The sequence below is a fragment of the Candidatus Nanohalobium constans genome (genome assembly GCF_009617975.1).
Lineage (GTDB): Archaea > Nanohalarchaeota > Nanosalinia > Nanosalinales > Nanosalinaceae > Nanohalobium > Nanohalobium constans.
Genome location: NZ_CP040089.1, coordinates 503,222 through 527,605 on the forward strand (window position 1 = coordinate 503,222; position 24,384 = coordinate 527,605).

A 24,384-nucleotide genomic window follows, 5' to 3' on the forward strand; every position below is an offset into this window, starting at 1 on the left:
GTTATGTATGGATAATATCTTGGTTTTCGGGCATTCAGTAACTCAAGGTTTATGGGGTGAAAAAGGAGGCTGGGTGCAGAGACTTGAGAATTCGTTGGTTTCTAACGCTTTGGAAACTCAAGACGAGGATGACATCTACTATCTGTTCAATCAAGGAGTTACAGGTGATACCTCTGAAGATCTCCTTAACCGTTTAGAACAAGAATACCGGAACAGGACGGAAGAAGGGTATGAGGACCTGTTGATCATTCAGATTGGAGCCAACGATGTAATAGAGGAGAATGGACAGGTTAGAGTTGATCCGGAAGGATTTAGGCAGAATATTGTAGATCTCGTGGAGCTTGGGAAAGAGTTAAGTGACGAGTTAATCTTTGTAGGTGATTTCCCGGTCAACCCGGAAATAGGTGAAATACCTTACTCACCTGGGAAAAAACTCGATTACAGCCGGTTAAAACAGTATGAAGAAATCAAGAAGGAAGTATGCAGTGAAAAAGAGGTAGGATACATTGATTTGTTCAAAATGATGGAGAACAGAAATCAAAACAGGTTTCTGGAGGAAGGTGTCCATCCAACCAGTCAAGGTCATAAATTCGTATATCAAAAGGTAAAGAAAGAACTTGAGAGCAAAAACTTAATTTAAACCAGACTTCTCCTGCTTCACATACTCGGCAGCATTCAAACCAGCTTGACAGCCCTGACCAGATGAAACAGCCAGCTGCTGAACGCCTACATTGTTTACATCGCCAGCAGCGTAAAGTCCTTCCGTTCCTGTCTTCATCTCCTCGTCAACCTTAATTCGCTCCGATTCAGTTGTCTCAACCAGGTCTGAGATCTGTGAGTTAGGCTTTGTACCGATTTCAATGAAGGCTCCGGTCACTTCCAAGTCCTTCATCTCACCTTTGTGATCATATTTCAATCCTTCCAGTAGATTATCTCCATAGAACTCTTCTGCAGTGGCTTCTCTCAGCACTTCGACATTTTCGTCTTCTTCTACTTTGTCGATTGTGATCTGTTCTCCTTTCAGTACTCCGGAGCGGGATAGGACATATACTTTTTCAGCGATGTCGGAAAGGTAGTCCGCAGCCTCCGTCCCGGCATAACCTCCTCCAATGACTGCGACCGTTTCTCCCTTGTAGAGAGGTCCGTCGCATACTGCACAGTAGCCGACTCCTTTGTTCGCAAACTCTTCCTCGCCCGAGACACCCAGTTTCCTTCTACTGCCACCGGTCGCTATAATCACAGAGTAGGAGTGGAAAACTTCGCCATCCTCTCTTTCAACTTCGAAGATATTATCGTTTTTTCGGATGTCCGTCACCTTGAAACCTTTCTCCTCTTCTACATCGTACTCTCTCATGTGCTCAAGAAATTTATCAGCCAGTTCAGGTCCGGAAATATGTTCAAAACCCAGGTAATTTTCAACTACATCAGTATTGTTGATCTGACCTCCATACTCGTCAGCGATAACAGTTACATCGATTCCAGAACGAACAGCGTAGATAGCAGCACTCTGTGCGGCAGAAGCACCACCAACAACAATCAAATCACGGACATCTTCTTCACTCATAAACCAATTTTACTTGGAGAACATTCAAATTACCAATCATTACCTCAATGAAACCACCGAGGGCTCCACCTAGTTTTTAACTATTTGCCGAACTAACTCAAAATACACAGAGCGGCGTTGGTCCAGTGGCTAAGACATGTGCTTGCCATGCGCATAACCCGGGTTCAAATCCCGGACGCCGCAAAAAAGGTTTTTGAAAAAACTGTTTCATGTTTGACTTAATTGAGTTTCTTGCTGGTTGAATATGGGTGAAGAAAGGGGAAAGAAGTATTGTTTACTGTATTTCTATGTTTTCTGTTTTTTCTGTTTCTGGCCATTCCACTTCGATTTCTATTGATGTGTCTCCGTCTTCTTCTTTTTCTACTTCAAGTTCGAATTCTACTTGTTCTCCGGGTTGAAGGTCTACTGAGTTCTCCCCTGATTTCAGTTTTACATATCCTTCAGCAATGCTGTCTGCAAGGTTGTGTAGTTTTTCTCCAGCCTCTTTTCGGCTCATCTTCTTAGTCGAGTTCAAAAGTTTTCTCTCCATACTATCTTTTTAGAACTGTAACGATATATCTCTTGGCACACAGATCTAGAGGTATCAGTCCTTACTTTTTGACGGATATCCTGTAGTAAGCCGGCTTATGACCTTTCTCCTTTCTGTCCTTGATTTTATCCGTGCCTAGCCGGGTTTCCTCATACTGTTTTTCTGGTTTGTTCATCCATTCCCAGTTCTGTATCTTTCCTTTCTTCCTGTGTTCCTCCAGTGTGTTTCTGATGTTCTGGCTTATTTTCCGGAGGTCGCCGCTGATCTCTTCAGCTTCGCTGCCCGGTACTTCCCTGCTGAACAAGTTTACTTCCAGGACTTTCTGATTGTATTTCTTTACATTCTTCACGCCCTTGATACCGGAGAGTTCGTTTATCAGATGTTCCATAGAAAATCAGTTAAGTAGAAATAGTAAGGGTAAATAATGTTTTAGAGCCGGTCGGAGAGTTTATCTTTCATCTCTTCCAGTGGCTGTACCAGATCCTTTGATTCCAGTTGATCTACAGGCACCCATTCTCCGTGTTCTGGTGTTCCTTCTATTTCGATGCTGTAAGGCTGCCAGGTAACTTCTTTCTCATCCTGGTCGAAACGGGTCTTCAAACGATCCCTGTACCGTGAAACCTGAGTGTCACATTCAGTAAGTGTTTGAACTGCTCTCTGAGCAGTGTCAGCAGATAGCTCATCGCTTCTACCGTCTGCGGATGGAAAGTTCCATTTCTGTGTTTTAGAGTCTTGAGTCATCAGAACTTTTTTGTTTCGAACAACTAAACCAGAAGAAATCTCAGTTACCATACAATACTATTTCTCAGCCTTATTTATAATGAATCGAGTTCTAAATCTATCCTTCAGGATTACTTTCGACTACTTTCTCAGCCTCTTCCAAGGCTGCCTCCTTGTTCGTGAAGCCGTAAGCCGGATTATCAAGCTCGCCCTGAAATTTTTTCGACTCCAGCTCGTAGAAACCATTTTCGTTCTGGACTATGCTTATCTCTGCCTCTGTTTTGGAATGTCTCCAGCAGTCACCGTCTCTAACCCATTCACCGACACTTCTCAGGTCTTCGCAGTAGCTTGAGTACCGTTTGTTGCCCTTCCTGCATACAAGCAGAGTGTCTTCATCAAAGTAGATTTCATACTCTCCTCCGCCGGGACCTTCCACAACTAGCTCTTCTTCAGAAACTTCCTGGACTGTTAAAGGAGTCTTCCTATCGTTGAAAAGTACTTTTTCACCTTCTTCGAAACCTTCCAGTTCGCTCATCTGTAAACTCTCCTAACAGTTATTTGATCAAAAATATCTTCGATACGCTTCATGAAAGAGAAAATAGGGAGTAAATGTTATTTCAGTGACTGGTCCATCCTCCGTCGACAGGGATATTTGCTCCTGTGATATATGATGCTTCTTCTGACGCTAGGAAAGTCACTGCTGAGGCGATTTCTTCCGGATCTGCCATCCTGCCAAGCGGAGTCATGTTTTCTATATGTGCCATGAAGTCTTCATTTTCTTTCAAGTCCGCTGTCATAGGTGTATCGACGAATCCTGGACAGATAGAGTTTACTCTTACATTGTGTTCTGCTAGATCGTTAGCAACACTTCGGGTTAGGTTGACGACTCCTCCTTTGGCTGTGTTGTATGCTGTTGAGCCTTTGTCCCCGACTAGGCCGTAAATCGATGCCATGTTGATGATGCATCCCTCTGACTCTTTGAGGTGAGGTACAGCGGCTTTGCAGCCATGCATAACCCCATCCAAGTTGACTTGAATAATTTTACGATACTCCTCGATATCCATCTCCTCGATTCCATCGACGCTGCCAATACCGGCGTTGTTCACAATTAAATCCAGTTTTCCGTACATCTCAACTGTTTCCTCAACTACCCGTTCCACACTTTCAAAGTTGGAGACATCGCACTCCTTGAACTCGACGCCTACTTCATGAGCAACTTTCCGACCTTTCTCATTATCTAAATCAGCTATTACGACCTCAGCGCCCTCCCATGCCAACCTTTCAACCACTGCTTTTCCTATTCCGCTTGAACCACCGGTTACGATTGCTACTTTTCCTTCAAGATTCATCTTAATTCACGGGCAAGGATTGGAAAAACTGATTTAAAATTTTTGCCTGCCGCAGTTCAGAAACTGAAAACCGAGATGTGCTTTCATAAAGAACAGCACGGATCTGTTTGCATGGCTTTCTGGCGGGGACTGTTAAGACGCCTCGGCGTCGGAATATTCTCCTATCTTATAATTGCCGTGGTTGTTTTAACCATCTCAATATTTGTCAGCGAACCTGATAAGATTATGATCTACTCTTTTATCATCGTTCCTATTGTCTCTATTTCTGCAGCTTCTATTTACTACATCAAATTTTAAACAAGTTTCTTAGAGATCGTTAACCCGTTCAAACCTCTGCTTCAAACCTTCAAACTCCGACTCCAGACGATCGGAGCTGTTCTTCGCGTTCTTGATATGCTTCCTGTAGGTCTCCCACTCAGACTCAAAGCTGGAAAACGAGTTAGAGATTTCTTTCAGGCTCTGCTGAACATCCTCCGCTTTTTGAGACAATTTAGCGGTATGAACATCGTTTTTAACCAGTTCCAGTTTCTGACCCAGAGTCAGTGGAGAGACAAGTTGAACTCCTTTCTTCGCGTACTCATCTAGGATATCGTATTCCTCCTTGACGAGGTAGTAGTATACTCTTTCAGAAGGAACGAATTCGAATGCGTAATCTGTTGTTCCGGAGTCAGGTCTTACATACTTGGATTCGACGCTGTCCAGCTGAGACTTTACGTCCCTTCTGAACTTTTTCTTCAAACTCTCCCTCTCTTCCTTGGTCTCTGCCTCCTGCATTTTTCTGAACTTGCTTAACGGGAACTTTGAGTCGATACATACTTTACCGGAGCTTGATTCGATGAAAGCATCAGGCCTCTTCCCTGCTACCGTTCCTTGAAAGCTGTACATCGAGCTTGGGAGGTGCCGGGATAGGATGTCTTCAAGTTTTCTCTCGCCGAACTCTCCTCGTTCCTTGGGGTTCTCTAGCATCGTCTGGATATCCTGATGCAGTTTCTCTATCTGATCTGCTTCTTTACCGACGTTTTCAACCTCTTTCTCCAACGACTTGATCTTCTCACCCAGTTCCAGGTTCTGCCAGGACTCGCTGACAGCTCCCTGAACCTTCTCCTTATCCACTTCGAAATCTTGGTTTTCTTGCAGACCTTTCAACTCGCTTAACTCCTTTCCAAGGTAGAGAACGCCACCACCAAGCACCAGAAGTCCAACTCCCAAGATAATTTCAATCATACAGATATCTTAGGTCGGCACCGTTAAAGAATTAACTTGAACAACAGAAATCTGTGGAAACGGAAAAAGCATTCAACCCCAAAGAACTAGCCGAAAAGGTATCCAAGTACAAACTAGTTTTGACCGTTGAGGCTTCTCTGGCTGATGCAGTCAACAGTTACTTGGATGATGAAAAAGTCTTCACGCCGATGCAACTGGTTGATGCAGACCAGGACTTCAGGAAGAAGATTTTTCTTGAAACAGTTGAGGAAACAGACCTGACCTGGAAACAAGCATCTTATTTGCTGGAAAACATCCTGAGCTGTTGGAAACATACTGGTGAACTGGAAGAACTACTTGATCGTCCAGAGTTCGACACAGAAGAAGTCAGAGAGATAATAGAAATACTTAGAGATACAAAGACTCCCTACCACCAGATTGAAGATTACAAGCTAGAAGCTGAGACTGTAGCGGTCCTGAAAGAGTACCAGTTCACTGAGATCGATAGAAAGATTCTCCCAGACGAGTACGACAGCATAGAAAGCTTCACAGAGGGAAACAGAGAGTTTGGAGAGTTCAAGGTGTTTGGATCAGCATCGGAGATAGCCCAGAGCATCAAGGAAAACTTGCAGGAACTGAAGCCAGAAAATGTGGGTATCGCTGTAAAGCCCGGCACAAAGTACGAGCCATTGATCAAATCGGTTTTGGAGGCAGAGGATATCCCTTTCCAGCGTCGAAGCCATGCACAGGAGGATGAAGATGTAAGAACCTTCCTTTCTCTCCTAAGTACCGGTCTGACCAAGGGAACAGTCAGAGTGCAGGATGTACGACCTATAATCCATCAACTAGATATCAGAATCCCTGCCAGATACAACAATAGAAAATTAGATGATTTATCCGAAGCAGAAGATTTCAAGGATCTGCTGAACGCAGTGCAGTACCTTGACTTCAAAGACGCAGTCGAGAGATACCATGAGCTGACAGAGCGAGAAACCAAGGTACCGAAAGTCCTGGAAGAACTGGAACTGATGGACGAACAGGTCTCACAGGAGAACTTGAACTCTATAAGATACTATTTGGATAGCTTCGAGGTCGAAGCAGAGGAAAGAAATGAAGGAGTTCTACTAGCCGACCCTACAAAGGTTTCACAGATTAACAGAGAAATTGTCTTCCATGTCGGGATGGATACGGACTGGATGCGAGAAGTAGAAGACAAGGACTGGATAGAAAAAGAAGAGCAGGAGCAGAAGAACTTGAAGGACTTCAAATCACTGATCCAATCCGGCAAGTCCTACTTCCTAGTTCAGGACCAAGAACTAAACGAGGAGATCATGCCATGCTTCTACTTCAACGAATTAATCGATGAAGAGTTCTCATCGTTCTCAGAGCTGCCGCATACTAAAGTTCAAGCGGAGAAAAGCCCTGAGAAGCACGGATTTGAAACACAAAACTACAGTACAGATTCAGAGAAAATCGAGGCTATCAGCCAGTCCGGTTTGAACAGTTTCGTGCAGAGCCCTCGACTCTACTTCATGGACCAACTGGTGAGCGACGCCGACCAGGAGAAGTTCAGGAAAGGAAACCTATTCCACATGTACGCCGAATATCACGCCAGCAACCCAGAAATAGCCAAGGACATCGAACAGGATGAAATCGTAAGTTTGATGATGGAAGAAATCGATGAATTCGCCGACGAGTTGGATCTCGAAGATCTGGAGACGGAGTTCCGGATCGGTCTGGAGAATATCCGCAGCTATCTGAAAAATCAGGACCTGAAAGAGTTGGAGCTGGACGAGTACACTGAAACAGAAGACGAGAACATCTTTGTCAAGGAGTTTCCAGGAGGAAATGACGGGCTGGAGACAGAGGCATACTTCAAAGATAAGGAGCTAGGTGCCAAAGGAAAAGTCGACCTAATACTCGACAAAAACCACTTAGTCGACTTCAAATCCGGAAGAAAATACACAGTGCAAAAGGTGCTGAAAAAATCACATCCAGAACTATATGAAGGCGAAAAGTTCCCGGACTTCCAGCCACTCCTCTACATCACATTTCACCGGCAACATGTCGAGGGAAAAATCCATTTCACATTCCTACACTTCCTCAACGAACTCGGAAACAGTGTGAACGGGGAAGACGCACAGACAAAAACCACGATAACCTACCATCCTGAAAACTTCCAGGAAAAGAAGGCTTCAATGGAAGTATTCGAATACATGATCCGGGATGTCGCCAAAAGCAACGATCGGCGCAAAACACTGGAAAAACTCGGATACCAACAATACAGTAACTTCATGGAAGGAAGGAACCTGCCAGAACCATTCAACAAAGACAAACTACTGAAATCAGAGTTCGCAGCCGAATTCGAAGAATTCGCAAAGCAGGAAGTCGGAGACTACAAATATGTGGAAAAAGGCGTCAAAAAAGCACTGAAAAAACTGGTCGACTTCAGAATGGAAAACTACTTCAAAGAAGACGCCGACCAGATGGAAGATTTCGTACAAGAAAAACTGGAAGAAATCAACGAATACATGGACTCCAGATTCCCAGTCGATGCAAACCCAGATGAACTACATGATAGAGACTTAATTTTGAAGTAGGTTTTTAGTCGTACATTTTATGTGCTTTGTCAATGTCTACGATGTTTGTGACATCTACTGTGTTTTCGTCTTCCTTTATCCAGTAGAAAGCGGTGTGGCTTCTTGAGATATGCATTCTGTAGATTCCCTGTCCGTTCATCGTGACTTTTTCTACATCTCCTTCGGCTTTCCTGTTCGGCCGTGGATGAGGCGCTTCGTAAAGAGATTTCAACTTGTTTCTGATAATTTTCTCGCTCTTCTCATCTACTTTTTCTAGGTACTCCTGTGCCTCAGGGCTCAGAATAACTTCATACTTCATCCAGAGACTTACCCTTCATCTCGCCGTTCTTCGATTCCTCAAGCCGTGACAAAGTCCTAGCTTTTTCATTCTCAATCCTCATCTCCTCCAACAATTCATCCCAAGTCTGACCAGGCTCCTTGTCCTCACCCAACTTCTTCCAAGTCTCCTCAGAAACCGGAATCCTCTTAGTCGCAGTCATTGTAAAAACTGTAAAGACTGTAAAGATTTAAAACCTTTTGCAACAGCAGCAGAAACTTAACATCAACTCCAAAACTTCAGAAATAGATGACAGAGTTTTCTCCAAATAAGCAGCAGAAAGAACTGATAGAGAATACTGAAGGTATTTACCTAGTTGATGCTGGTGCTGGTACAGGTAAGACTTTCGCGATTACTCGGCGCTACATCAATATTTTGGAGGATCAGGAGCCTGAGGATATCTTCCTAGCTACTTTTACACGAAATGCTGCGGATGAGATGAAAGAGCGTATCAGCCAGAAATCCGGTTATCGAGCCTCTGAAATCTTTGATGCTCCGATTTCCACTTTCCATGCTCACTGCCAAAAAATCCTGGAGAGGAACGGTCATGAAGCACCTCAGATACTGGGAATAGATGAGTACCTTACTGAGGATGTTCGGGTTTTGGAGAGTCAGATTCGGGAGCGCCAGGAGTTTGAAGACTTTATATCTAATTTCAAGCAGAGGCATGAAGAGCATCAGGACTTTTTCAGGATTGTTAGGGACGACTCCAACCTGTTATCTTTACTCAAGTCGATCGCTGCGAAAGGAATAATGCCTGAAAATAATTCATGGTTTGGAGATACGGAAAAATACTTGGACGGCGATTTCGATGAGTTTAAACAGTTATTTGAAGAAAAGAATAAGCCGATTAAAGAGAACGGTGGTAGCAAACAGAGTGAGTTGAGGAGAAGGCTTTACAGCTATAAATGGAAGAACTTTGATCCGGATGCTCCTAGCATCGATGATATACGCGGAGGATATGGAACTAAACAGGTCAGAAAAGATTTTTGTGAAAAAGCATTCCAGGAGGACAGGGAAGAATTGAAACAGTTTGTACACGATCTCTACACAGAGTACTTGGAGTACTGCCTTTCTCGAAACTACCTGAATTTTAGTTTCCTGATGGCATTGACCTACGCATTACTACACAAAAAACCTCAAATCAGAGAGGAAGAGAGCTTCGAGTATATCATGATCGATGAGTTTCAGGACACGAACGAGATACAGTTCAAACTAGCGCTTCTACTCGCTGATAAACCTAACTTCTGTGTTGTAGGCGACTGGAAGCAGAGCATCTACAGTTTCCAGTACGCAGCTGTTGAAAACATACTGGAGTTTGAAGATAGGCTGGAGAAATACTCGGGAGAGCTGAATGGCAGCCAGGAGAGAGTAAACTTTTCAACTGAAGAAGTAGAGAAAATCGAATTGAAGAAGAACTATCGTTCAACCCAGGAAATACTTGATATATCTGAGAAAAGCCTTTCGCTTCCTGCCAACTCCAATGAAAACCCTGAGACGCCGGAAATCACTTCACTTGAATCAGAGACAGGGGAAGATGGAGAAGTACTGAGAATAGAAGCTGAGGATGAGATAGAAGCAGTTCTTACCAAGATACAGGAATTGAAGCAGGAAGAAAGTTTCGATTACAGTGATATAGCGGTTCTGGCTCGTACTAGAAGCTTTGGACTAGACCTACAGCAAAAAGCCCGGAACTACAACATCTCAGCTGCTTATGAGGGCGGAGTAGAATTATTCACCACTAATCCAGCAATTGTACTCTTGGCCTGGCTGAGAATCCTTCAGGACCGGCACTCTAGAAGGGGTTGGGCTGTTGTCCTGGAAGAAGCAGGCTACAAATTAGAAGAGGCGGAGAAAATACTTGAAGAAGGAGATTATCCAATCAACATGTTGAAATTTGAGCTGGAGCTTCAGAAAACTGATTCGGTTGAAGCTGTGGCTGAGAAAGTGTTTGAAAGATACGGGTATAGGAATGGATTTACTGAGAAGATCATAGAGGTGCTTGGAGATACTTTCTCCTCCACATACATGAATCTGGGGCAGTTGATTAACTTTATTGAGGAGAACATCGAGGAAGGCGAGATCTATGAGGTTGACAGCACAGGTAACGAGAATGCAGTGACTATACAGACTATTCACGCTGCTAAGGGGTTGGAGTATCCTGCAGTGTTTATCTCGGATGTCAATCGGTCGAAGTTCCCTTCCACGAATGGTTTCTCGCCCTGTATCATCTATAAAGATCCTATCGGGTTGAGGCAGTGTAAGAAGTTCTTGAGGAACGATTATGCATACAGTTTTGATAACTGGCGGACTGAGATCCTGGAAAAATGTCTTTCCGGGGAATATGACGAGGAGCGGCGTTTGATGTATGTTGCGATGACGCGTGCCGAGAAAAACTTGTACATTACAGCCGATGAAGAAAAGGCTTCAACATTCTTCACAGAACTAGATATAGAGAAAGTGGAGAGTAGAGATGCTCCTGAGAAAGTTGAGGAAGAAAATGGGGAAAGAAAGGTTTTCCAGGTTTAGATTTCGTCGCCGTATTTCCAATTGACTAGTAGGATTCCTAGGAATGCTGTGAAGGCCATGAGCGGGATTGTTACGATTCCCATGTAGAATGTATATTCTGTTTCGCAGCTGACCTGTGTTATTGAGCATCCAGCAGAACTGAACTGTTCAATCCTCTGGATTGCATAGTGGTATCCTGCGATTCCTCCACCAATTGTGGCCATTGGTACGGCGTATTCCACTACATCTGTGTCAAGCAACCATGAAACTCCGAAAAGGATGACTAATGGATACATCATGATTCTTTGCAGCCAGCATAAGTGGCAGGGCGTGTAGCCGAGGATATTTGATGCGTAGAGGCTTCCTGAAGTAGCGATTAAAGCCAGTGCGAAACTTAGTTCTTTCCAGTATCCGTTCAGGTAGTTTTCTATTTTCTGCCAGAGTTCTTCAGCGTATCCGAATCTGGCTGCAGTAAAGACTCCAAATCCTAGAATTATTGCAGCTTCAAGTAGTAATGTTCCGATTGAGAGTATTTCTATGATGGGATCCATAAGTTGTAGTTGAGTTTGGTTGTGAATAAAAAATCTCCGGTGTCAAAAAGTCTTTCATGGAGAAGCGCACCATAGTTCTGGTTGTTGCAGCGTTCTTCCTATCAACAGTCCTAGGTTTCGCAAGCCACACACTACTTCAGAACGGGGACTCTGAGTACACTGAAAGTTTTTCTCTGAGAGCAGATACCGAGGATGAAGTTGTAAATACTACTTTTGACGGCGACAACTACCTAGAGCTAAGACATGAAGAAGCACCCAAAGCTCGTTTCTACTTCAAAACCCAACAAGAAGAAAACGCAGAACAGATAGAAGATTTAAAACATGACGGCACACTTCAGACGACGACAAAAATCCGTTCCTTCGGTAACAAAACCTACTTCCTATACCTTAGATACATGGACAACCCTAACCAGTCGGAAGACGGATATATGGAGCTTTACAGAATAGAAGAAACATAAAAAAGAAGGTTTTTACCAGGGTGCGAATCCTGGATCGACTTCTCTTTCCTCTCTGTCGATTGATTCTATCTTTTCTACATCTTCTTCGTCTAATTCAAGGTCTTGTGCTTCATGGTTGTCTCTGATGTGTTCTTCGGAGGATGCTTTTGGGATAGCTACGACTCCGTCTTTCTGCATTAACCAGGCTAGGGATACCTGAGCCTCAGAAACGCCGTGTTTATCCGCGATTTCGTTTAACTCAGGGATGTCGAATACTTTGCCACGAGCTAAAGGTGAGTAAGCGACTAATGTGATATCGTGTTCCCTGCATTTTTCCAGTAGTTCTTCTTGTTGAAGTAGTGGATGCATTTCGACCTGGTTGGCGATGATATCTTCTCCTGCTATTCCCATGGCTTCGTCAACTTGTTCTGGCGTGAAGTTGCTGACACCTATATTCTTAGCCATTCCTTTCTCCACTAGTTCTTGCATCGCTTCCAGAGTCTCTTCTGGTTGGTAGTCTCCGGAGGGCCAGTGAATGTACATCAAGTCGACCTTGTCAACTCCCAGTTTTTCCAGTGATTCCTCCATGCTGGGTACCACATTTTCTTCAGAGAGCTGGTCTATCCAGACTTTGGATGCCAGGAAGAAATCGTCTCTGTCGATATCAGCTTCCTTGATTCCCTTGCCAACATGTTCTTCGTTTTCGTATACTTGGGCTGTATCAATATGCTTGTAGCCTATCTCTAAAGCTGTTTGAACTGATTTTGCACATTCATCTGACTCCGTGTTTTGCCAGGTACCGAGACCTAGCTTGGGAATAGAACTCATAATGTTACCATAGGTAACCAATGATTGAAAAAGTGAAGGACGCTCTAAGAACCAGGCATTGAAACGTAAATTTGTGGGGAAAATATTATATAACAGCTGGAAAAATCCGATTTATAATGAGAGAACCTGGTTTGGTCTTATCTAGTTCTGATCTGTATGCAGCAGCTGATAACAATGATTTGATGTCAAAACCTGTGAGACTTGAGTTGTTGATGCTGTTGGATGAGAAACCGGTTAACACTGTTGGAAACATTGCGGAGATGCTCGACGGACGAACCGAAAGAAACGAGGCTAATCTTCAGCATAAACACATGCCTAAGCTGAAGGATGCTGGTGTTGTGGAGGATTCTTTCTTGGTGACTTATTCTCCTGATAAAACTGTGAAAAACCACTTGGATGCTTACAAGCAAGTCCTAGAGTATAATGAAGCAGCTGATATCGATTATGTCGCAGATGTTAGTCAGGCTTTATCAAATCCTGTTAGAGCTGAGACAGTCCTAATAATGGAAAGCTCTGATTTGGAAAGTATAGGCATAGACCAACTTATGGATAATCTAGAGACACCAGAGGGAAGCACCGAAGTACAGGTGAGACATCAAGTAGTTCCAAGTTTGGAGGACCAAGGAATTATCGAGTTACGTGATGAAGAAGTGTACTACCAGCCAACTGAAACACTGCAGGACATAGTTGAATGTGAGAGAAATATTTACGGAAGAAACTCGTCTATTTCATAGTTATCTATAAGCACTTCCTCTACTTTTTGCATCCTCTCCATGTTGACATCTTCTGGCATGTAACGGTTAGGCGAACTTGACTCAGTTCTAGCCTCGACCACTCCAAGCTCCTCCAATATTTTAAGACATGAGCCTGTTACGGGAGCAGAGACCGGAAAATTGTCAGCTATTTTGGATGAAGTGAAAGACATTTTCTTCTTAACACAGAAATAGCGCAAAGCACTTCTCATAACATAAAACTGACCTGTAAAAACCTTGAACTTTCTCTCGTTCCCATCCTTAGCATCAACAATGCTTCGACGAAGATCCATCTCCTCAACTTCCTGAGCCATAACACTAATACAAATTCAAAGAACTTAATTACTTCACACAAGACAAAAAACCCTTCTCCGGATAAGAATTCAATCTTGATACTTAACGGTTAAAACCGGCATCTTAGAGTTTCTAATCACCTTCTCAGTGACGCTGCCAAGCAAAAACCTGTCAATTCCTGTCCTCCCATGGCTACTCATGATTATCAGGTCAACACCCCGTTCATCTGCAAAATCCAGTATAGTCTCACCTGGAGAACCATACTCAACAAAAGCATCAGCCTGAATACCCTCATCTTCCAACTCTTCCTGAATCTCCTTGGTAACCTTGAAACCGATCTCACGCAAGCTCTCAACCACTACATCAGAAATACTCTGCGGACCAGCTGAAACATCTACCACATACAAGATATACAGTTCAGCATCAAACTTCTCAGCTAAAACCCTGGCATGATCAACAGCATCCAAAGAACCATCACTGCCATCAGTCGTCACCAAAATACGCCGATACACCAAAACACACCCACGAAAAAACAAAGACTGGGAAACAATATTAGGAAAACTATAGCCAATAACAACTACAAAAACACAACAAAAACTACAGAAAACAAAGAAAGAGAAAAAATATTTGACGCTAAAAAATACGCTGCGGCAATCAAGCCGAGCAAATAACTGTATTTTTTAAGCTGCTGTAACGCCGACTGCTTTAGGACCTCTGTCGCCTTCTTCTTGATCAAATTCGACATCAGTACCTTCTTCAACATTCAGATCGCCGTCCATTTCATCACTGTGGAAGAAAACATCCTCATCCATTTCATCAGTTTCAATAAAACCGTAATTCTTCTGATCGTGGAAGAACTTAACTGTACCTTTCAAAATATAACACCTCCTTACATCAAAACAATAAACAAGTAACCTTATAGGCAAGAGCCAAGTAAAGAAAACTCAAAAAATGGGAACGCCCCCTCCCGTGAAAAAATTTAGCCACGTCCGGGATTTGAACCCGGGACCTCGTCCTTACCAAGGACGTGCTCTACCAGCTGAGCTAACGCGGCACACAAAAAAGTGGTTTCAAAGGAGAAACTAAATAGAGAGGGGGAAAGAAAAACCTGTTGGAGAGTTTTTTATCCTGCAAACTGCTCGTTTTTGTGTCTTAGGTTGCTGTATCCACATTTCCGGCATGAAGTTTCTTCCGGATTATCTGTCTTGTTTTTTGCATTGCATTTTCTGCAGATGTAGATGTCTCCGAATAGTCTGTCTTCGGCTTCGTCGAATTTTTGAGCCATTTTTAGTAATACCTCTTATAATCTGTCATTTGGTGATTATTTTTAAGTAGATTCTATTCGGCAGCAGACAAGAATTTAGAAGTACAGCACAGTTAATCAAAATACATGAGCAAAGCAGTTATTGGAGTCCACGCCTATGACGGAAAAGTAACCGGTGGCAAAGATTTTAAACACGTAATGCACGATAGACTTTCCAAAACATTCGAATTTGCTTCTAAAACCGGTTTTGAATCAATTCAGATAGTAGTTATGGGCGGCGAACGAGTTCACAGTTTTTTGAAAAGTAATTTTGCGGAGGAGTTTGAGGAACACAGTTTTCTGCTTACAGGAGATCATAAAGATACTAAATCAGAGGTAGATTTTCTCTTCAAGAAATCTAGGATACTAGATGCTGATATCTGTTACTCTGTTTCCAGCAAAGATCATGTCTCGCGTATAGTAGAGTACTGGGCTAAGAAGGATAGAGGAGAATTGGATGCTGCTGTAGTACCTTCTGATGAAACATACTCCAAGTCCGGAGAAGAACCGGTAGTCGTCGAACCAGCAGTATTCGAAGAACTAAGGCATGTAATAGCTGAAAACCTGGGAGACATACAGGAAGATCAGGTAGGAGAAATCGCAGAAGACATAGAAAAAGTATTCAAAAAATACAAGAACTAAAGAACTTTTTCAACAACAAAGAACAGAGTTACAACTATGAACCTGACCGAAGCAGTAATAATAGGAATCGTACAGGGAATCACCGAATGGCTCCCCGTCTCCAGCGAAGCAGTAATCACACTCATCCTAACACAAGTACTAGGAACAGACCCAGGACAAGCACTGAACGCATCAATCTTCCTCCACACAGGAACAATGATCGCAGCATTCCTCTACTTCAGAAAAGAATACACAGAAATAATCAAATACTGCCTCAACAAAGCCCTCAAACCTCAAGAAATACTGGACAACCCAAGAAAACTAACTCAGGAGGAAAACGGGCGTTTAACTATTTTCCTCGGATCATCCACCGCATTAACCGGAATAATCGGAGCCACGATCTACTTCACAGGCATCAAAGCCGCAGTACAGAACCCGACAATCTTCTACATCCTGATGTCAGCCGCGTTATTCATGACAGGAATCCTCCGACTTTACAATAAAAGCGAGTCAAGAGAATACAGCTCTGTAAACTTGAAAGACTCTATCTTCGTCGGAATACTACAAGGATTCTCCATAATCCCTGGAGTCTCCCGTTCAGGCACAACAGCCTTTGGATTTCTGTTCAGAGAGTTTGATGCGAGATCAGCCTTCCACCTATCATTCCTGATGAGTGTACCAGCTGTTGCAGCAGGAAGTATCGGCCTAGAACTATTCACAGAGTTCAATTTCCAGCCAATCTACCTTGTCTCAGCAGCCGTCGCGGGAATAGTCGGCTACCTCACCGTGGACGCTGTACTGGAGATCGCAGACAGAGCAGAAATCGCCTGGATATGCTTCGCACTAGGAATACTGGCCTTGCTCCCGACAATAATATAAAAAAGGGGTTTAAGGCTCCCAAAGCCGTTCGAACCTTTCAGATACCTCAGGATTCTCTTCTTTCAATTTCTCAACAGAGTTTTCTCCGTTTACATTGATCAAGTGGATTTGTCCTCTGTCTCCTGAGTAGACATTCTGGAAGTCGTAGACAGCGCCGATAACATCTACATCTTCCGGTATTTCATCCGAGTTTCTGAGGAACTGTACTTGTTGATCAACATTGTACTCAACTAGTCGATTGATGGCTTCTGAGTCATCCAGATCATCCGGCAGCTTCTCCACCCCATCCTTCAAACGATCTTTAATCAGGTCGATACAGTGTCTGATACCTGAAGGTTCGTTGATATCTTCAGTGAGGTCTTTGTAGGTTGCCGTGACTGCTCCACAGCTTGTGTGACCAACTACAACCATGGTCTTCGTATCTGTATGGGCAACAGGATAGAGCACATCTCCAGAGACAGCTTCACCAGTCTCCATATCCTGGAAGACTCTGTTGCCAATATTGCTGCAGGTGAAAACCTCTCCAGGATGCTCATTACCCCACATGTGATCCTGAAGCACACGAGAATCAGAACAGCAAACAGTAACAAAATCAGGATCCTGCCCATCCTGCACATGGTCAAACTTTTCTTTAAAATTTTCAGCGTGATCCAAATTAGATTCTAATAACTCAATAAACTCTTGTCTCATCGATTAAACACTGTAGAATAGGAAAAAGACTAAGATTCAAAAACAGTTACAAGTGAAGATTCTAGAATTTTCTGAAATGACGACATCGATGGCAGTGTCTGCAGAGCGTCCTCAAGTTGCATTCGCTGTGTGGTCCATTCCACTTCCTCGGTACGATATGATCGACATGAAGCTCTAGATTTTCAGCGCCGCATACTCTGCAACAGTAATTATCTCGCTGCAATACATTTTTTCGAATAGAGTCCCAGTCTTCAGAGAGTTTATCAGAGCTATTCCAGTTATTCTTCAAAACATGATAGAATGACCGAGGATTCATAATTCTGGAACGCAGTAAAAACTCCAGCCGTGCCAGGATACTTCCACACGGATTAAAACCAGATAAAATACTGAAAAACATGTCGTGGAAAACCATGAAGCCCCTGCGATACAGATACAAGAAAAGATGAACCGCCCACCCCATAGATAGATATAGGATCCAGTAAACCAGTTCAACGGGTTGGAAAATCAGATAATTTTTCCCGGCAGGAAGTTTGAAACCTTTTCTAGAACTCATAAGTTAAGATTGAGTTCATGGAAGAAATAGTCCAAGGTCTCTCCCTATGATCAGAGCATTAGGCAGATCAATTTAGCCACTTATTTCTCACGAAGTATGGGCCTTTATGGTCTTTATCCAGTTCTAATTTTTCTATCCTATTTTTGACCCGGTCTTTTATGGTTTTAACCGGGAGATCATATTTCAAGAGATCTTCAACTTTATCATGGAGTTTTTGATCACTGTAGTCTTCGTTCCTTCTCAAATCAGCTACTGCATACTCTATGGCTTTAGCCTCAGTATGCATATGATCGTATTCAGTAAAACCGCCTTCTATATCATCAAAGAAACTGAAAACGGCATCATCCAGTACATACAGGTTATTCTTTTTTCTCACCCGATAATCGACAAATTCCTGATCAGCTCTATCACTCAGCTCTGACAGAACAAGTAGAACACTGGACGCCTTACTGGAATCAAACTCATCCAAACCAGAATAGTCCCCCAAATGCTTACCAGCAAGTTCATTACTCATCAAACTGCCATCAGGCAATGTCCGATCAGAAAGAATCTCCCTAACATCACTGAAATACCTCCTAAAAAAGGGAACATGGCTTGAAGAAGGCTCATCGAAGCCCTCATCAATCTCAACAAGCAGACTATCTACATCCTTCCCAACAAAATCCCCCATACTCAGTCTCTAAATTTACAAACGATAAAAATCTATCTCAATCCCACACCCTTCCCAAAACAGTTTAAAAAATCATTCGACTACAGAGTTGTTAGGCGATACACCAATGAAAGGTGACTACGATCATCTCCCAAAAACGGGAGAAAGACAAAGTTTCGAATAATTCTCAAAACCTTCTAAACAGCTATAACTTTTCCCGAAGTAAATCAGCTTCTACTCTCTTCATGTTTGAAAAAGTAGAGGAAAGAATCTATCAACAAGAGGCAACTAAAAATGAGTAAGATTAACTTGGAATCTTTGAAGGGTACTTATGACAGGTATCCGGACGAGTGGGCGACTTGGAAGTACTTGATTGAAATTGTGGATGAGACTGCTGAGGAGTTTGGTTTCCGACAGTTTAACCCTCCAACTATTGAGAGGCAGGAACTGTGGACGGAGAAAGAGGAAGATTCTGTTACAGATGAGATGTACGCGTTTACCGACAAAGGCGATAACGAGATTACTTTAATCCCTGAACAGACCCCTACAAGGGCTAGACTGATCCAGAAGAGGAAAGATTTGAAGACGCCGGTTAAATGGTATGATACTTCGAAGCGCTGGAGGTATGAAGATGTTACTAAAGGAAGGGACAGAGAGTTCCTGCAGGGAGACTTCGATATCTTCGGTTTAGAAAGTGTTGAGGCCGATGCCGAGATTATTGCTGCGGCAGCTACTATTTTCAAGAAGTTAGATTTGGATGACCGGGTCAAGTTCAAGATTGGAGATAGAGTGATTTTAGAGGAGATTCTTCAGGCTCAGGGAGTCTCCGAACTGAAAGAGGTTACGGACATCATAGATGATAAAGAAAAGATGAGCGATGAAGAGTTTGTTAAGGAAGTTACAGATGTGATAGGGAATAAAATGAGGGCTCAGACTGTTCTGCAGATTACAGAGAATAGTGGAGACTTAAGGAGCCAAGTTGAATTGATAAAGGAAAATGAGAGAGAATTTGGAGAATACGAAGAGAGTTCAATTAAATCTAGGCTGGAAAGACTTGATGACTTAGCAGATGCTTTAGAAGCTCATGGCGTATATGAGATGTGCGAATTTGACCTTTCCATTGTCAGAGGTCTTGCCTACTACACAGGTCTTGTGTTTGAAGCTTTCGACAGCGAAGGCGAGTTAAGAGCCTTGTTCGGCGGAGGCCGATACGATGAATTAGTTGGTACTTTCGGCGACCGAGAGGTTCCTGCTGTTGGTTTTGCCTTCGGTTATTCGCCGACAATCGAGCTTCTGAAGAAGGAGGATCGGTACCCTCTGAAGGATGTTGAGACTGATGTCTATGTGCTGTCAGTATCTGAATCAGTGAGAGATACCGCCCTCGATTATGCAACCAAGTTAAGAAGGAAAGGGCTATCTGTGGAGACCGACTTGGCAGGAAGAGGTTTCGGAAGCCAGTTAGGCTACGCCGATGACATGAATGCAAAAAGAGTTTTGATTGTGGGAGAACGAGATCTGGAGAATGATGAGGTTACTATGAAGCACATGGAATCAGGTGAGGAAGAGACTCTGGATAAGGATGAAGTGGTTGAGCATTTGGAAAGTGAAGATTTTATCTAGTTTCCTAATTTCTGGAGTCTGTTAGCTGTATTCGCCCAGGTTGCTTTGCTGGGCTCTTTCCTCTTCTTTGAAGAAATTGTATTCTCTGATGATCCATCGAGTCAATAAGTTGACTATCATATCTACTTCTTGATTTCTTAGGTCTCTTCCGGCTGGTATGCGGTGGGCACGGCTGATTTCCCTTCTTGATGAGCATTTGCAGGCGTGCATCGCTTTGTACACCGGGTTTCCTGCGTAGGGGGTTTGAGTTCCATCGTTCTCTGGTTGCTCTCTTAGTTTGTCTTCAACTATCTCTCGGGCCATCTGTTTAAGCGTTGCTACGCCGTTTTCCTCTACCAAGATAAAGTCCTGGTCGTTTAACTTGGGTCCTTCCGGACTTCTGCCAGGAAGTTGAAGCTTTCTCACAGGTTATTTTGTCTGATCGGAAAGTTTTATTCCTGTTTGAACCGGACTTTTTTAGACGAACATTTTAGGATCCTGTTCAATCGACTTAGCTTCCGCGAACTCCTCTATATTCCCAGAGTGGTAAGTGGCAGCATATTCTCTTAGGTCCTCAACCGAATAACTGTCAGCAAACTGTGGAAGTAAAGTTGCCTTGTAATAGGGAGCTACTAATTCCGGCATTGCCCTTTTTGAAGCTACGCCGTGAGAGTCATGGGCTTCAACTCCTGTAAGATACATACTCGCTAACAGTCCTGGACCTGCTATACCATCGCTAGGCTTCATACTTTTACCGACAGCCTCAGCTTTACTACCGTCTCTAGCATCTATCAGAGATAAGGCTTGCTGTCCAAATTGATCTAAACCTGTTGCAGCTTCTAACTCAGCATAACGGGCTATCGCACAGTCAGTAGAGTAAAAATCCACTGCCTTATGGTCCAACCACCATAATTCGTGTTCAGAATATAAACCCTCTCTAATCCCTAGTGCATCCTCTCTCCTCTCAAATATGCCCTTCACAAAGTTTAAACCTTCATGATCCTGGACAATATCATTCCATAGATCTTCCAGATTTTCGGAGTCAACATCCCTAACACCAAGCAAATCTTTTTCCTCACTAGTAGTATTCCTATACAGCTCTTCCGTGGAGCTATCCAAATACTGATCAACCATCTCAAAATCTTCCGCCAAAGTCAACTTTGTTTCCCTATCCAACTGAGCCCATTCATGACAATCCTTAGCTTCTAGAGCATCACTGTAGCTTACAGCAGCCTCAACCAAATCTTCTGGAAGAATCTCACCCTCTTTAACAGGTTTACCAAACATGAGTGCATCCTTTGCAATAAAGTAAACTTCAGCAGCATCCATGTTTCCATCATCATGCTCGTGAAAACCAAAAGAAACCAAACGCCCCATAGTAGACGCCAGATCATCTATCTGATTGTTCGAATCTACAAAACCCTCCCCTAATTCAGGGAGACTAAAAGTGTCAATAAGTTCAGATTCTTGTTCTTTATGGCTGTAAGATTTTTTATTTTTAGCCTTATCAGCTAAAGCGCTTGCACTTACGAAAATCTTGTTGGACACCATAGCTATGGCAGACTTAAGAAAATCGGAATAAAAAAGAAATTAAACTAATAACATCACGTGTTATGCGTTATTCTTCTTGGCTGAGAGTTTCTCTAAACAATTTTGGGAACCCATCCATCTTCCAAAGATATACTAGAGCGTCTATCGGCTCTCTAAGATAAGGGTACCTCTCAAGTAATTGGTCGTCCTGAATTATATTGTGCCCTACGGAGAAACCTACGCTCTCAAACAGTAGATCCGAAACAGTATATCTTTCAATCCGGACATCACTTTGAAGCACCCTCTCCAGATATGCAGCGACTATCCGCTTGATACTCCCTTCATTCTCTTTAAGTCCAGAAAGCATCTCGTCCTTCGTTGTATATCCTTCACCAAGATATTTTTCCCTCTTAAGATCATCATCCACTTCCTCTAACTCTTCAACCACTTTTCTATACCAGAAATCCGATACATTGTCGTAGTCAATTTCGTAATACTGCGCTTTCTCCCTCTTACCCTTCTCAACGAACCCAATATCATTTAAATCTCCGATAACTCTTCCAACCGATGCCTGTGACTTATTAAGACTATCAGCAATGCTACTGCCGTAATCTCCTTCATCCTGAACAGCAATCCTCCTCAAAATTTTAACAGCAAGTTTAGAATTAAGAACCGAGGAATCACTTGTTTCAACCGATGCCATAAATCGATATGAAAACATTAGATTAAAATAAAGACACCAATTAAAAAACCAGCACAAACACCAAAAGACAACAAAAACCATTCGAACACACCTCTAAAACCATAACAGCAGATATCCAACCAACTAACCACTAGAAAAAACCCTTGAGAACTGACTGGTTCAAGATCAAAGCCCTTACACAGTTAATAAAATTTCAACGCAGAAACACAGATATGCCATACAAAATCGGACTAGTAGGAAAGCCATCCGTAGGAAAAAGTACTTTCTTCAACGCCGCCACAATGAACTCAGTCGATGAAGGAAACTACCCCTTCACCACGATAGATCCTTCCGTTGGAGAAGCATATGTACGAGTTCAATGCGCAGCACCGGACTTTGACGAAAGCTGTGATCCAAGAGTAGGTTTCTGCCATGACGGGACAAGACATGTGCCGGTGAAACTTGTAGATGTGGCCGGACTGATTCCAGGCGCACACGAAGGAAAAGGACTGGGCAACAAGTTCCTCTCAGATCTGAACGAAGCAGATGTCCTGATACATATCGTAGACTTCTCAGGCGAGACAGATATCGAAGGAGAACCAACCGAAGACCACGACCCCAGAGACGACATAGACTTCCTGGAAGAAGAGCTAGATATGTGGTACCTAGAGGTCCTGGAGAAAGGAATCGATAGATACGAGACAAAACATAATAAGAAAGATGTGAAGCTGGAAGAGGAGCTGGCTGAACAGATGAGTGCTTTCCAGACAAATAAAAACGAGATCAAACAATTGATACTTCAGGAAGACCTTGAACTGGATCCCAATACCTGGGATGAAGAAGACAAAGAACAGCTGGCGAGAACAATCCGGAAAGCGACTAAGCCAATGATCATCGCCGGGAACAAGATGGATACTGAGAAAGCACAGGAAAACTGGGAAGAAATAACTTCAGACCCAGAATACGAACACCTTGACTTCATACCCGCTTCAGCCCACGCCGAGAAAGCACTGAAGAACGCAGCCGAGCAGGGTGCGGTAGATTATTATCCCGGTGATGAAGACTTCGAAATACTATCTGATGACCTACCTGAGGAGAAAAAGCAGGGATTGGAGAAGATCAGAGACTTCATGCAGGAGTACGGAGGAACAGGCGTCCAGAAAGCTCTTGAAGAGGCACTTTTCGAAGAACTAGGAGTCATGGCGATCTTCCCTGGTGGAGCAGATGGACTGGGAGATGAACACGGAAATATACTGCCTGACTGCTTCCTGGTACCGGAGAACTCTACTGCAGAGGACTTCGCGTATACAATCCACTCGGATCTTGGAGAAGGTTTCCTGCACGCAATTGACTGTAGAGAAAATAGACAAATCAGTGGAGATCACGAACTGGAGAATCTTGATGTTATCGAGGTAGTTTCCTCAAATTAAAGAGAAAAGAAGGAAAGGTTGAAAACCTCTCCTATTTTGGTTCTACTTCAATTTTATGTCCTTCAAGTTCATCTCCTTGATAGGTAACCTGTTCGGGTTCGTTTGAGAACAATCCTTTAAACCAGTTGATGAATGCTGAAATCGGATTTTTGTTGTTTTCAGGCTGTGGTTTTGGATCCGGTCCTGAAGTATCGTAGTCAGGATGTGTCAATGTTTCTGTAGAATTGTTTCCGTGGAAAACTTCAACTTTCGACGGTGAATCTGTCTGGAACGATGCATTGTACTTGTGATAGGCTAATACCTGCGTACAAGTTCCATTTTCCTCCTCAGAATTAACTTGGAACTGGTATTCTCCATCACCTACCTCAGTAACTGAGTGGTTAAGGCTGTAGCACGGTGTAGGCGTCTCAACAATCCCGGTAAAACTCAGTTTATCCTCTTCAAAACCGGAGTCAATCACTCCTGTCATATTGTTCGCACCTAGCTCCGACAGAGTAGAGGAACGATTGACAACTGAGAAAAAGGTGCTGTAAGAAGTGCCGTTCGGTCCAACAGCCGTACTACCTGATGCGGAAGATCCTTCATTTGTTATAGCCATTTCTCCTTCCCCTGGTTCAGGACCACCTACAACTGATGAAGCGGAAAATACAAATAAGATCAGTGCTGAAGTAAGTATGATTCGTTTCATACTAACAGAAATAACTCCGACTCCTTTTTAAACAGGTTGAAGCTGTTCGGAAAAAATCAAAGATAAAGAGGAACACAGAAGGGCGGGCCGAAGAGTTACCCACGGCTCA

31 protein-coding genes and 2 tRNA genes are annotated in these 24,384 nt (G+C 43.2%); 10 read left to right on the plus strand and 23 right to left on the minus strand.

The genetic code is table 11. From position 1 onward, the window contains the following. Positions 1-7 precede the first annotated feature (7 nt). Positions 8-640 (plus strand): SGNH/GDSL hydrolase family protein, encoded by a 633-nt coding sequence (locus LC1Nh_RS02985; RefSeq protein WP_153550227.1) that lies wholly within the window; start codon positions 8-10, stop codon positions 638-640. Here the strand turns inward: LC1Nh_RS02985 and LC1Nh_RS02990 are convergent. Further along, positions 632-1,564: an NAD(P)/FAD-dependent oxidoreductase gene (locus LC1Nh_RS02990; RefSeq protein ID WP_153550228.1), complete on the minus strand. Its 933-nt coding sequence runs from the start codon at positions 1,562-1,564 to the stop codon at positions 632-634. The two genes, LC1Nh_RS02985 and LC1Nh_RS02990, sit on opposite strands and share 9 nt — an antisense overlap. Before the next feature lie 111 nt (positions 1,565-1,675). On the opposite strand from LC1Nh_RS02990, the gene LC1Nh_RS02995 reads away from it, so the two are divergent. Continuing rightward, a tRNA-Gly gene (locus LC1Nh_RS02995) sits at positions 1,676-1,747 on the plus strand. A gap of 91 nt (positions 1,748-1,838) precedes the next feature. On the opposite strand, the gene LC1Nh_RS03000 is transcribed toward LC1Nh_RS02995, so the two are convergent. The 6 genes from LC1Nh_RS03000 to rmuC all read right to left on the minus strand — a co-directional run bounded on the left by LC1Nh_RS03000 (position 1,839) and on the right by rmuC (position 5,386). After that, entirely contained in the window at positions 1,839-2,093 is a 255-nt protein-coding gene (locus LC1Nh_RS03000) for an amphi-Trp domain-containing protein (protein WP_153550229.1), read from the minus strand. Between the two features lie 61 nt (positions 2,094-2,154). Beyond that, positions 2,155-2,481, minus strand: coding sequence for a hypothetical protein (locus LC1Nh_RS03005; protein ID WP_153550230.1), 327 nt, complete (start codon positions 2,479-2,481; stop codon positions 2,155-2,157). Between the two features lie 41 nt (positions 2,482-2,522). Continuing rightward, on the minus strand, positions 2,523-2,885 hold the full coding sequence (locus tag LC1Nh_RS03010; protein ID WP_217906996.1) for an NUDIX hydrolase: 363 nt from the start codon (positions 2,883-2,885) through the stop codon (positions 2,523-2,525). 46 nt (positions 2,886-2,931) lie between these two features. Further along, on the minus strand, positions 2,932-3,348 hold the full coding sequence (locus LC1Nh_RS03015) for a hypothetical protein (protein ID WP_153550232.1): 417 nt from the start codon (positions 3,346-3,348) through the stop codon (positions 2,932-2,934). A gap of 82 nt (positions 3,349-3,430) precedes the next feature. Further along, positions 3,431-4,162, minus strand: a complete 732-nt coding sequence (gene budC / locus LC1Nh_RS03020; RefSeq protein WP_153550233.1) for a meso-2,3-butanediol dehydrogenase — start codon at positions 4,160-4,162, stop codon at positions 3,431-3,433. 306 nt (positions 4,163-4,468) lie between these two features. Next, complete coding sequence (gene rmuC, locus LC1Nh_RS03025; protein ID WP_153550234.1) at positions 4,469-5,386, minus strand: DNA recombination protein RmuC; 918 nt, start codon at positions 5,384-5,386, stop codon at positions 4,469-4,471. 53 nt (positions 5,387-5,439) lie between these two features. Between rmuC and LC1Nh_RS03030 the strand changes: the two genes are divergently transcribed. After that, positions 5,440-7,965, plus strand: a complete 2,526-nt coding sequence (locus tag LC1Nh_RS03030) for a PD-(D/E)XK nuclease family protein (protein WP_153550235.1) — start codon at positions 5,440-5,442, stop codon at positions 7,963-7,965. Positions 7,966-7,969: 4 nt separating this feature from the next. Here LC1Nh_RS03030 and LC1Nh_RS03035 read toward each other — a convergent pair whose 3' ends face one another. Together LC1Nh_RS03035 and LC1Nh_RS03040 are read right to left on the minus strand one after the other, a co-directional pair. Then, on the minus strand, positions 7,970-8,263 hold the full coding sequence (locus LC1Nh_RS03035; protein ID WP_153550236.1) for a type II toxin-antitoxin system RelE family toxin: 294 nt from the start codon (positions 8,261-8,263) through the stop codon (positions 7,970-7,972). After that, positions 8,253-8,444 (minus strand): hypothetical protein, encoded by a 192-nt coding sequence (locus LC1Nh_RS03040; protein WP_153550237.1) that lies wholly within the window; start codon positions 8,442-8,444, stop codon positions 8,253-8,255. The genes LC1Nh_RS03035 and LC1Nh_RS03040 overlap by 11 nt, the downstream gene beginning before the upstream one ends. Before the next feature lie 86 nt (positions 8,445-8,530). Between LC1Nh_RS03040 and LC1Nh_RS03045 the strand changes: the two genes are divergently transcribed. Beyond that, a complete protein-coding gene (locus LC1Nh_RS03045; protein ID WP_153550238.1) occupies positions 8,531-10,810 on the plus strand; it encodes a UvrD-helicase domain-containing protein in 2,280 nt (759 codons plus the stop codon). Here LC1Nh_RS03045 and LC1Nh_RS03050 read toward each other — a convergent pair. Further along, positions 10,807-11,340, minus strand: a complete 534-nt coding sequence (locus LC1Nh_RS03050) for a disulfide oxidoreductase (protein WP_153550239.1) — start codon at positions 11,338-11,340, stop codon at positions 10,807-10,809. The genes LC1Nh_RS03045 and LC1Nh_RS03050 overlap by 4 nt on opposite strands. 56 nt (positions 11,341-11,396) lie before the next feature. On the opposite strand from LC1Nh_RS03050, the gene LC1Nh_RS03055 reads away from it, so the two are divergent. Further along, positions 11,397-11,798 (plus strand): hypothetical protein, encoded by a 402-nt coding sequence (locus LC1Nh_RS03055; RefSeq protein ID WP_153550240.1) that lies wholly within the window; start codon positions 11,397-11,399, stop codon positions 11,796-11,798. A 12-nt stretch (positions 11,799-11,810) separates the two neighbouring features. On the opposite strand, the gene LC1Nh_RS03060 is transcribed toward LC1Nh_RS03055, so the two are convergent. Next, positions 11,811-12,596 carry an aldo/keto reductase gene (locus LC1Nh_RS03060; protein ID WP_217907085.1) on the minus strand — a complete coding sequence of 262 codons (786 nt, stop codon included), beginning with the start codon at positions 12,594-12,596 and terminating at the stop codon, positions 11,811-11,813. 125 nt (positions 12,597-12,721) lie between these two features. Between LC1Nh_RS03060 and LC1Nh_RS03065 the strand changes: the two genes are divergently transcribed. Continuing rightward, a complete protein-coding gene (locus LC1Nh_RS03065) occupies positions 12,722-13,339 on the plus strand; it encodes a hypothetical protein (RefSeq protein ID WP_153550242.1) in 618 nt (205 codons plus the stop codon). Here the strand turns inward: LC1Nh_RS03065 and LC1Nh_RS03070 are convergent. The 5 genes from LC1Nh_RS03070 to LC1Nh_RS03090 form a co-directional block, all read right to left on the minus strand. Next, the gene (locus LC1Nh_RS03070; protein WP_153550243.1) at positions 13,312-13,671 is read right to left on the minus strand and encodes a hypothetical protein; all 360 of its coding nucleotides are present in this window, start codon (positions 13,669-13,671) and stop codon (positions 13,312-13,314) included. The two genes, LC1Nh_RS03065 and LC1Nh_RS03070, sit on opposite strands and share 28 nt — an antisense overlap. A gap of 69 nt (positions 13,672-13,740) precedes the next feature. Beyond that, positions 13,741-14,163, minus strand: a complete 423-nt coding sequence (locus tag LC1Nh_RS03075; RefSeq protein ID WP_256727661.1) for a universal stress protein — start codon at positions 14,161-14,163, stop codon at positions 13,741-13,743. 168 nt (positions 14,164-14,331) lie between these two features. After that, positions 14,332-14,526, minus strand: a complete 195-nt coding sequence (locus LC1Nh_RS03080) for a cold shock domain-containing protein (protein ID WP_306172205.1) — start codon at positions 14,524-14,526, stop codon at positions 14,332-14,334. Positions 14,527-14,632: 106 nt separating this feature from the next. Next, positions 14,633-14,705: transfer RNA gene (locus LC1Nh_RS03085), tRNA-Thr, on the minus strand. 69 nt (positions 14,706-14,774) lie between these two features. After that, positions 14,775-14,936, minus strand: a complete 162-nt coding sequence (locus tag LC1Nh_RS03090) for a 50S ribosomal protein L40e (RefSeq protein WP_153550245.1) — start codon at positions 14,934-14,936, stop codon at positions 14,775-14,777. A gap of 105 nt (positions 14,937-15,041) precedes the next feature. Between LC1Nh_RS03090 and LC1Nh_RS03095 the strand changes: the two genes are divergently transcribed. Continuing rightward, the gene (locus LC1Nh_RS03095) at positions 15,042-15,596 is read left to right on the plus strand and encodes a hypothetical protein (RefSeq protein ID WP_153550246.1); all 555 of its coding nucleotides are present in this window, start codon (positions 15,042-15,044) and stop codon (positions 15,594-15,596) included. Positions 15,597-15,632: 36 nt separating this feature from the next. Next, the gene (locus LC1Nh_RS03100) at positions 15,633-16,454 is read left to right on the plus strand and encodes an undecaprenyl-diphosphate phosphatase (RefSeq protein WP_153550247.1); all 822 of its coding nucleotides are present in this window, start codon (positions 15,633-15,635) and stop codon (positions 16,452-16,454) included. Between the two features lie 9 nt (positions 16,455-16,463). Here the strand turns inward: LC1Nh_RS03100 and LC1Nh_RS03105 are convergent, their stop codons facing one another. The 3 genes from LC1Nh_RS03105 to LC1Nh_RS03115 form a co-directional block, all read right to left on the minus strand. Further along, positions 16,464-17,144, minus strand: a complete 681-nt coding sequence (locus LC1Nh_RS03105; RefSeq protein ID WP_153550248.1) for a carbonic anhydrase — start codon at positions 17,142-17,144, stop codon at positions 16,464-16,466. 61 nt (positions 17,145-17,205) lie between these two features. Continuing rightward, on the minus strand, positions 17,206-17,697 hold the full coding sequence (locus tag LC1Nh_RS06220) for an HNH endonuclease (RefSeq protein WP_153550249.1): 492 nt from the start codon (positions 17,695-17,697) through the stop codon (positions 17,206-17,208). Between the two features lie 67 nt (positions 17,698-17,764). Then, entirely contained in the window at positions 17,765-18,367 is a 603-nt protein-coding gene (locus LC1Nh_RS03115) for a hypothetical protein (RefSeq protein WP_153550250.1), read from the minus strand. Positions 18,368-18,640: 273 nt separating this feature from the next. Between LC1Nh_RS03115 and hisS the strand changes: the two genes are divergently transcribed. Continuing rightward, positions 18,641-19,966, plus strand: a complete 1,326-nt coding sequence (gene hisS / locus LC1Nh_RS03120) for a histidine--tRNA ligase (protein WP_153550251.1) — start codon at positions 18,641-18,643, stop codon at positions 19,964-19,966. Between the two features lie 21 nt (positions 19,967-19,987). Here the strand turns inward: hisS and LC1Nh_RS03125 are convergent, their stop codons facing one another. The 3 genes from LC1Nh_RS03125 to LC1Nh_RS03135 all read right to left on the minus strand — a co-directional run bounded on the left by LC1Nh_RS03125 (position 19,988) and on the right by LC1Nh_RS03135 (position 22,178). Beyond that, positions 19,988-20,371, minus strand: a complete 384-nt coding sequence (locus tag LC1Nh_RS03125) for a DUF4186 family protein (protein WP_153550252.1) — start codon at positions 20,369-20,371, stop codon at positions 19,988-19,990. Between the two features lie 51 nt (positions 20,372-20,422). Then, on the minus strand, positions 20,423-21,496 hold the full coding sequence (locus LC1Nh_RS03130) for a hypothetical protein (RefSeq protein ID WP_153550253.1): 1,074 nt from the start codon (positions 21,494-21,496) through the stop codon (positions 20,423-20,425). A gap of 67 nt (positions 21,497-21,563) precedes the next feature. Continuing rightward, complete coding sequence (locus LC1Nh_RS03135) at positions 21,564-22,178, minus strand: helix-turn-helix domain-containing protein (protein ID WP_153550254.1); 615 nt, start codon at positions 22,176-22,178, stop codon at positions 21,564-21,566. A 212-nt stretch (positions 22,179-22,390) separates the two neighbouring features. On the opposite strand from LC1Nh_RS03135, the gene LC1Nh_RS03140 reads away from it, so the two are divergent. Further along, positions 22,391-23,587, plus strand: a complete 1,197-nt coding sequence (locus LC1Nh_RS03140; RefSeq protein WP_153550255.1) for a redox-regulated ATPase YchF — start codon at positions 22,391-22,393, stop codon at positions 23,585-23,587. Between the two features lie 31 nt (positions 23,588-23,618). On the opposite strand, the gene LC1Nh_RS03145 is transcribed toward LC1Nh_RS03140, so the two are convergent. Further along, on the minus strand, positions 23,619-24,275 hold the full coding sequence (locus LC1Nh_RS03145; protein WP_153550256.1) for a hypothetical protein: 657 nt from the start codon (positions 24,273-24,275) through the stop codon (positions 23,619-23,621). Positions 24,276-24,384 lie beyond the last annotated feature (109 nt).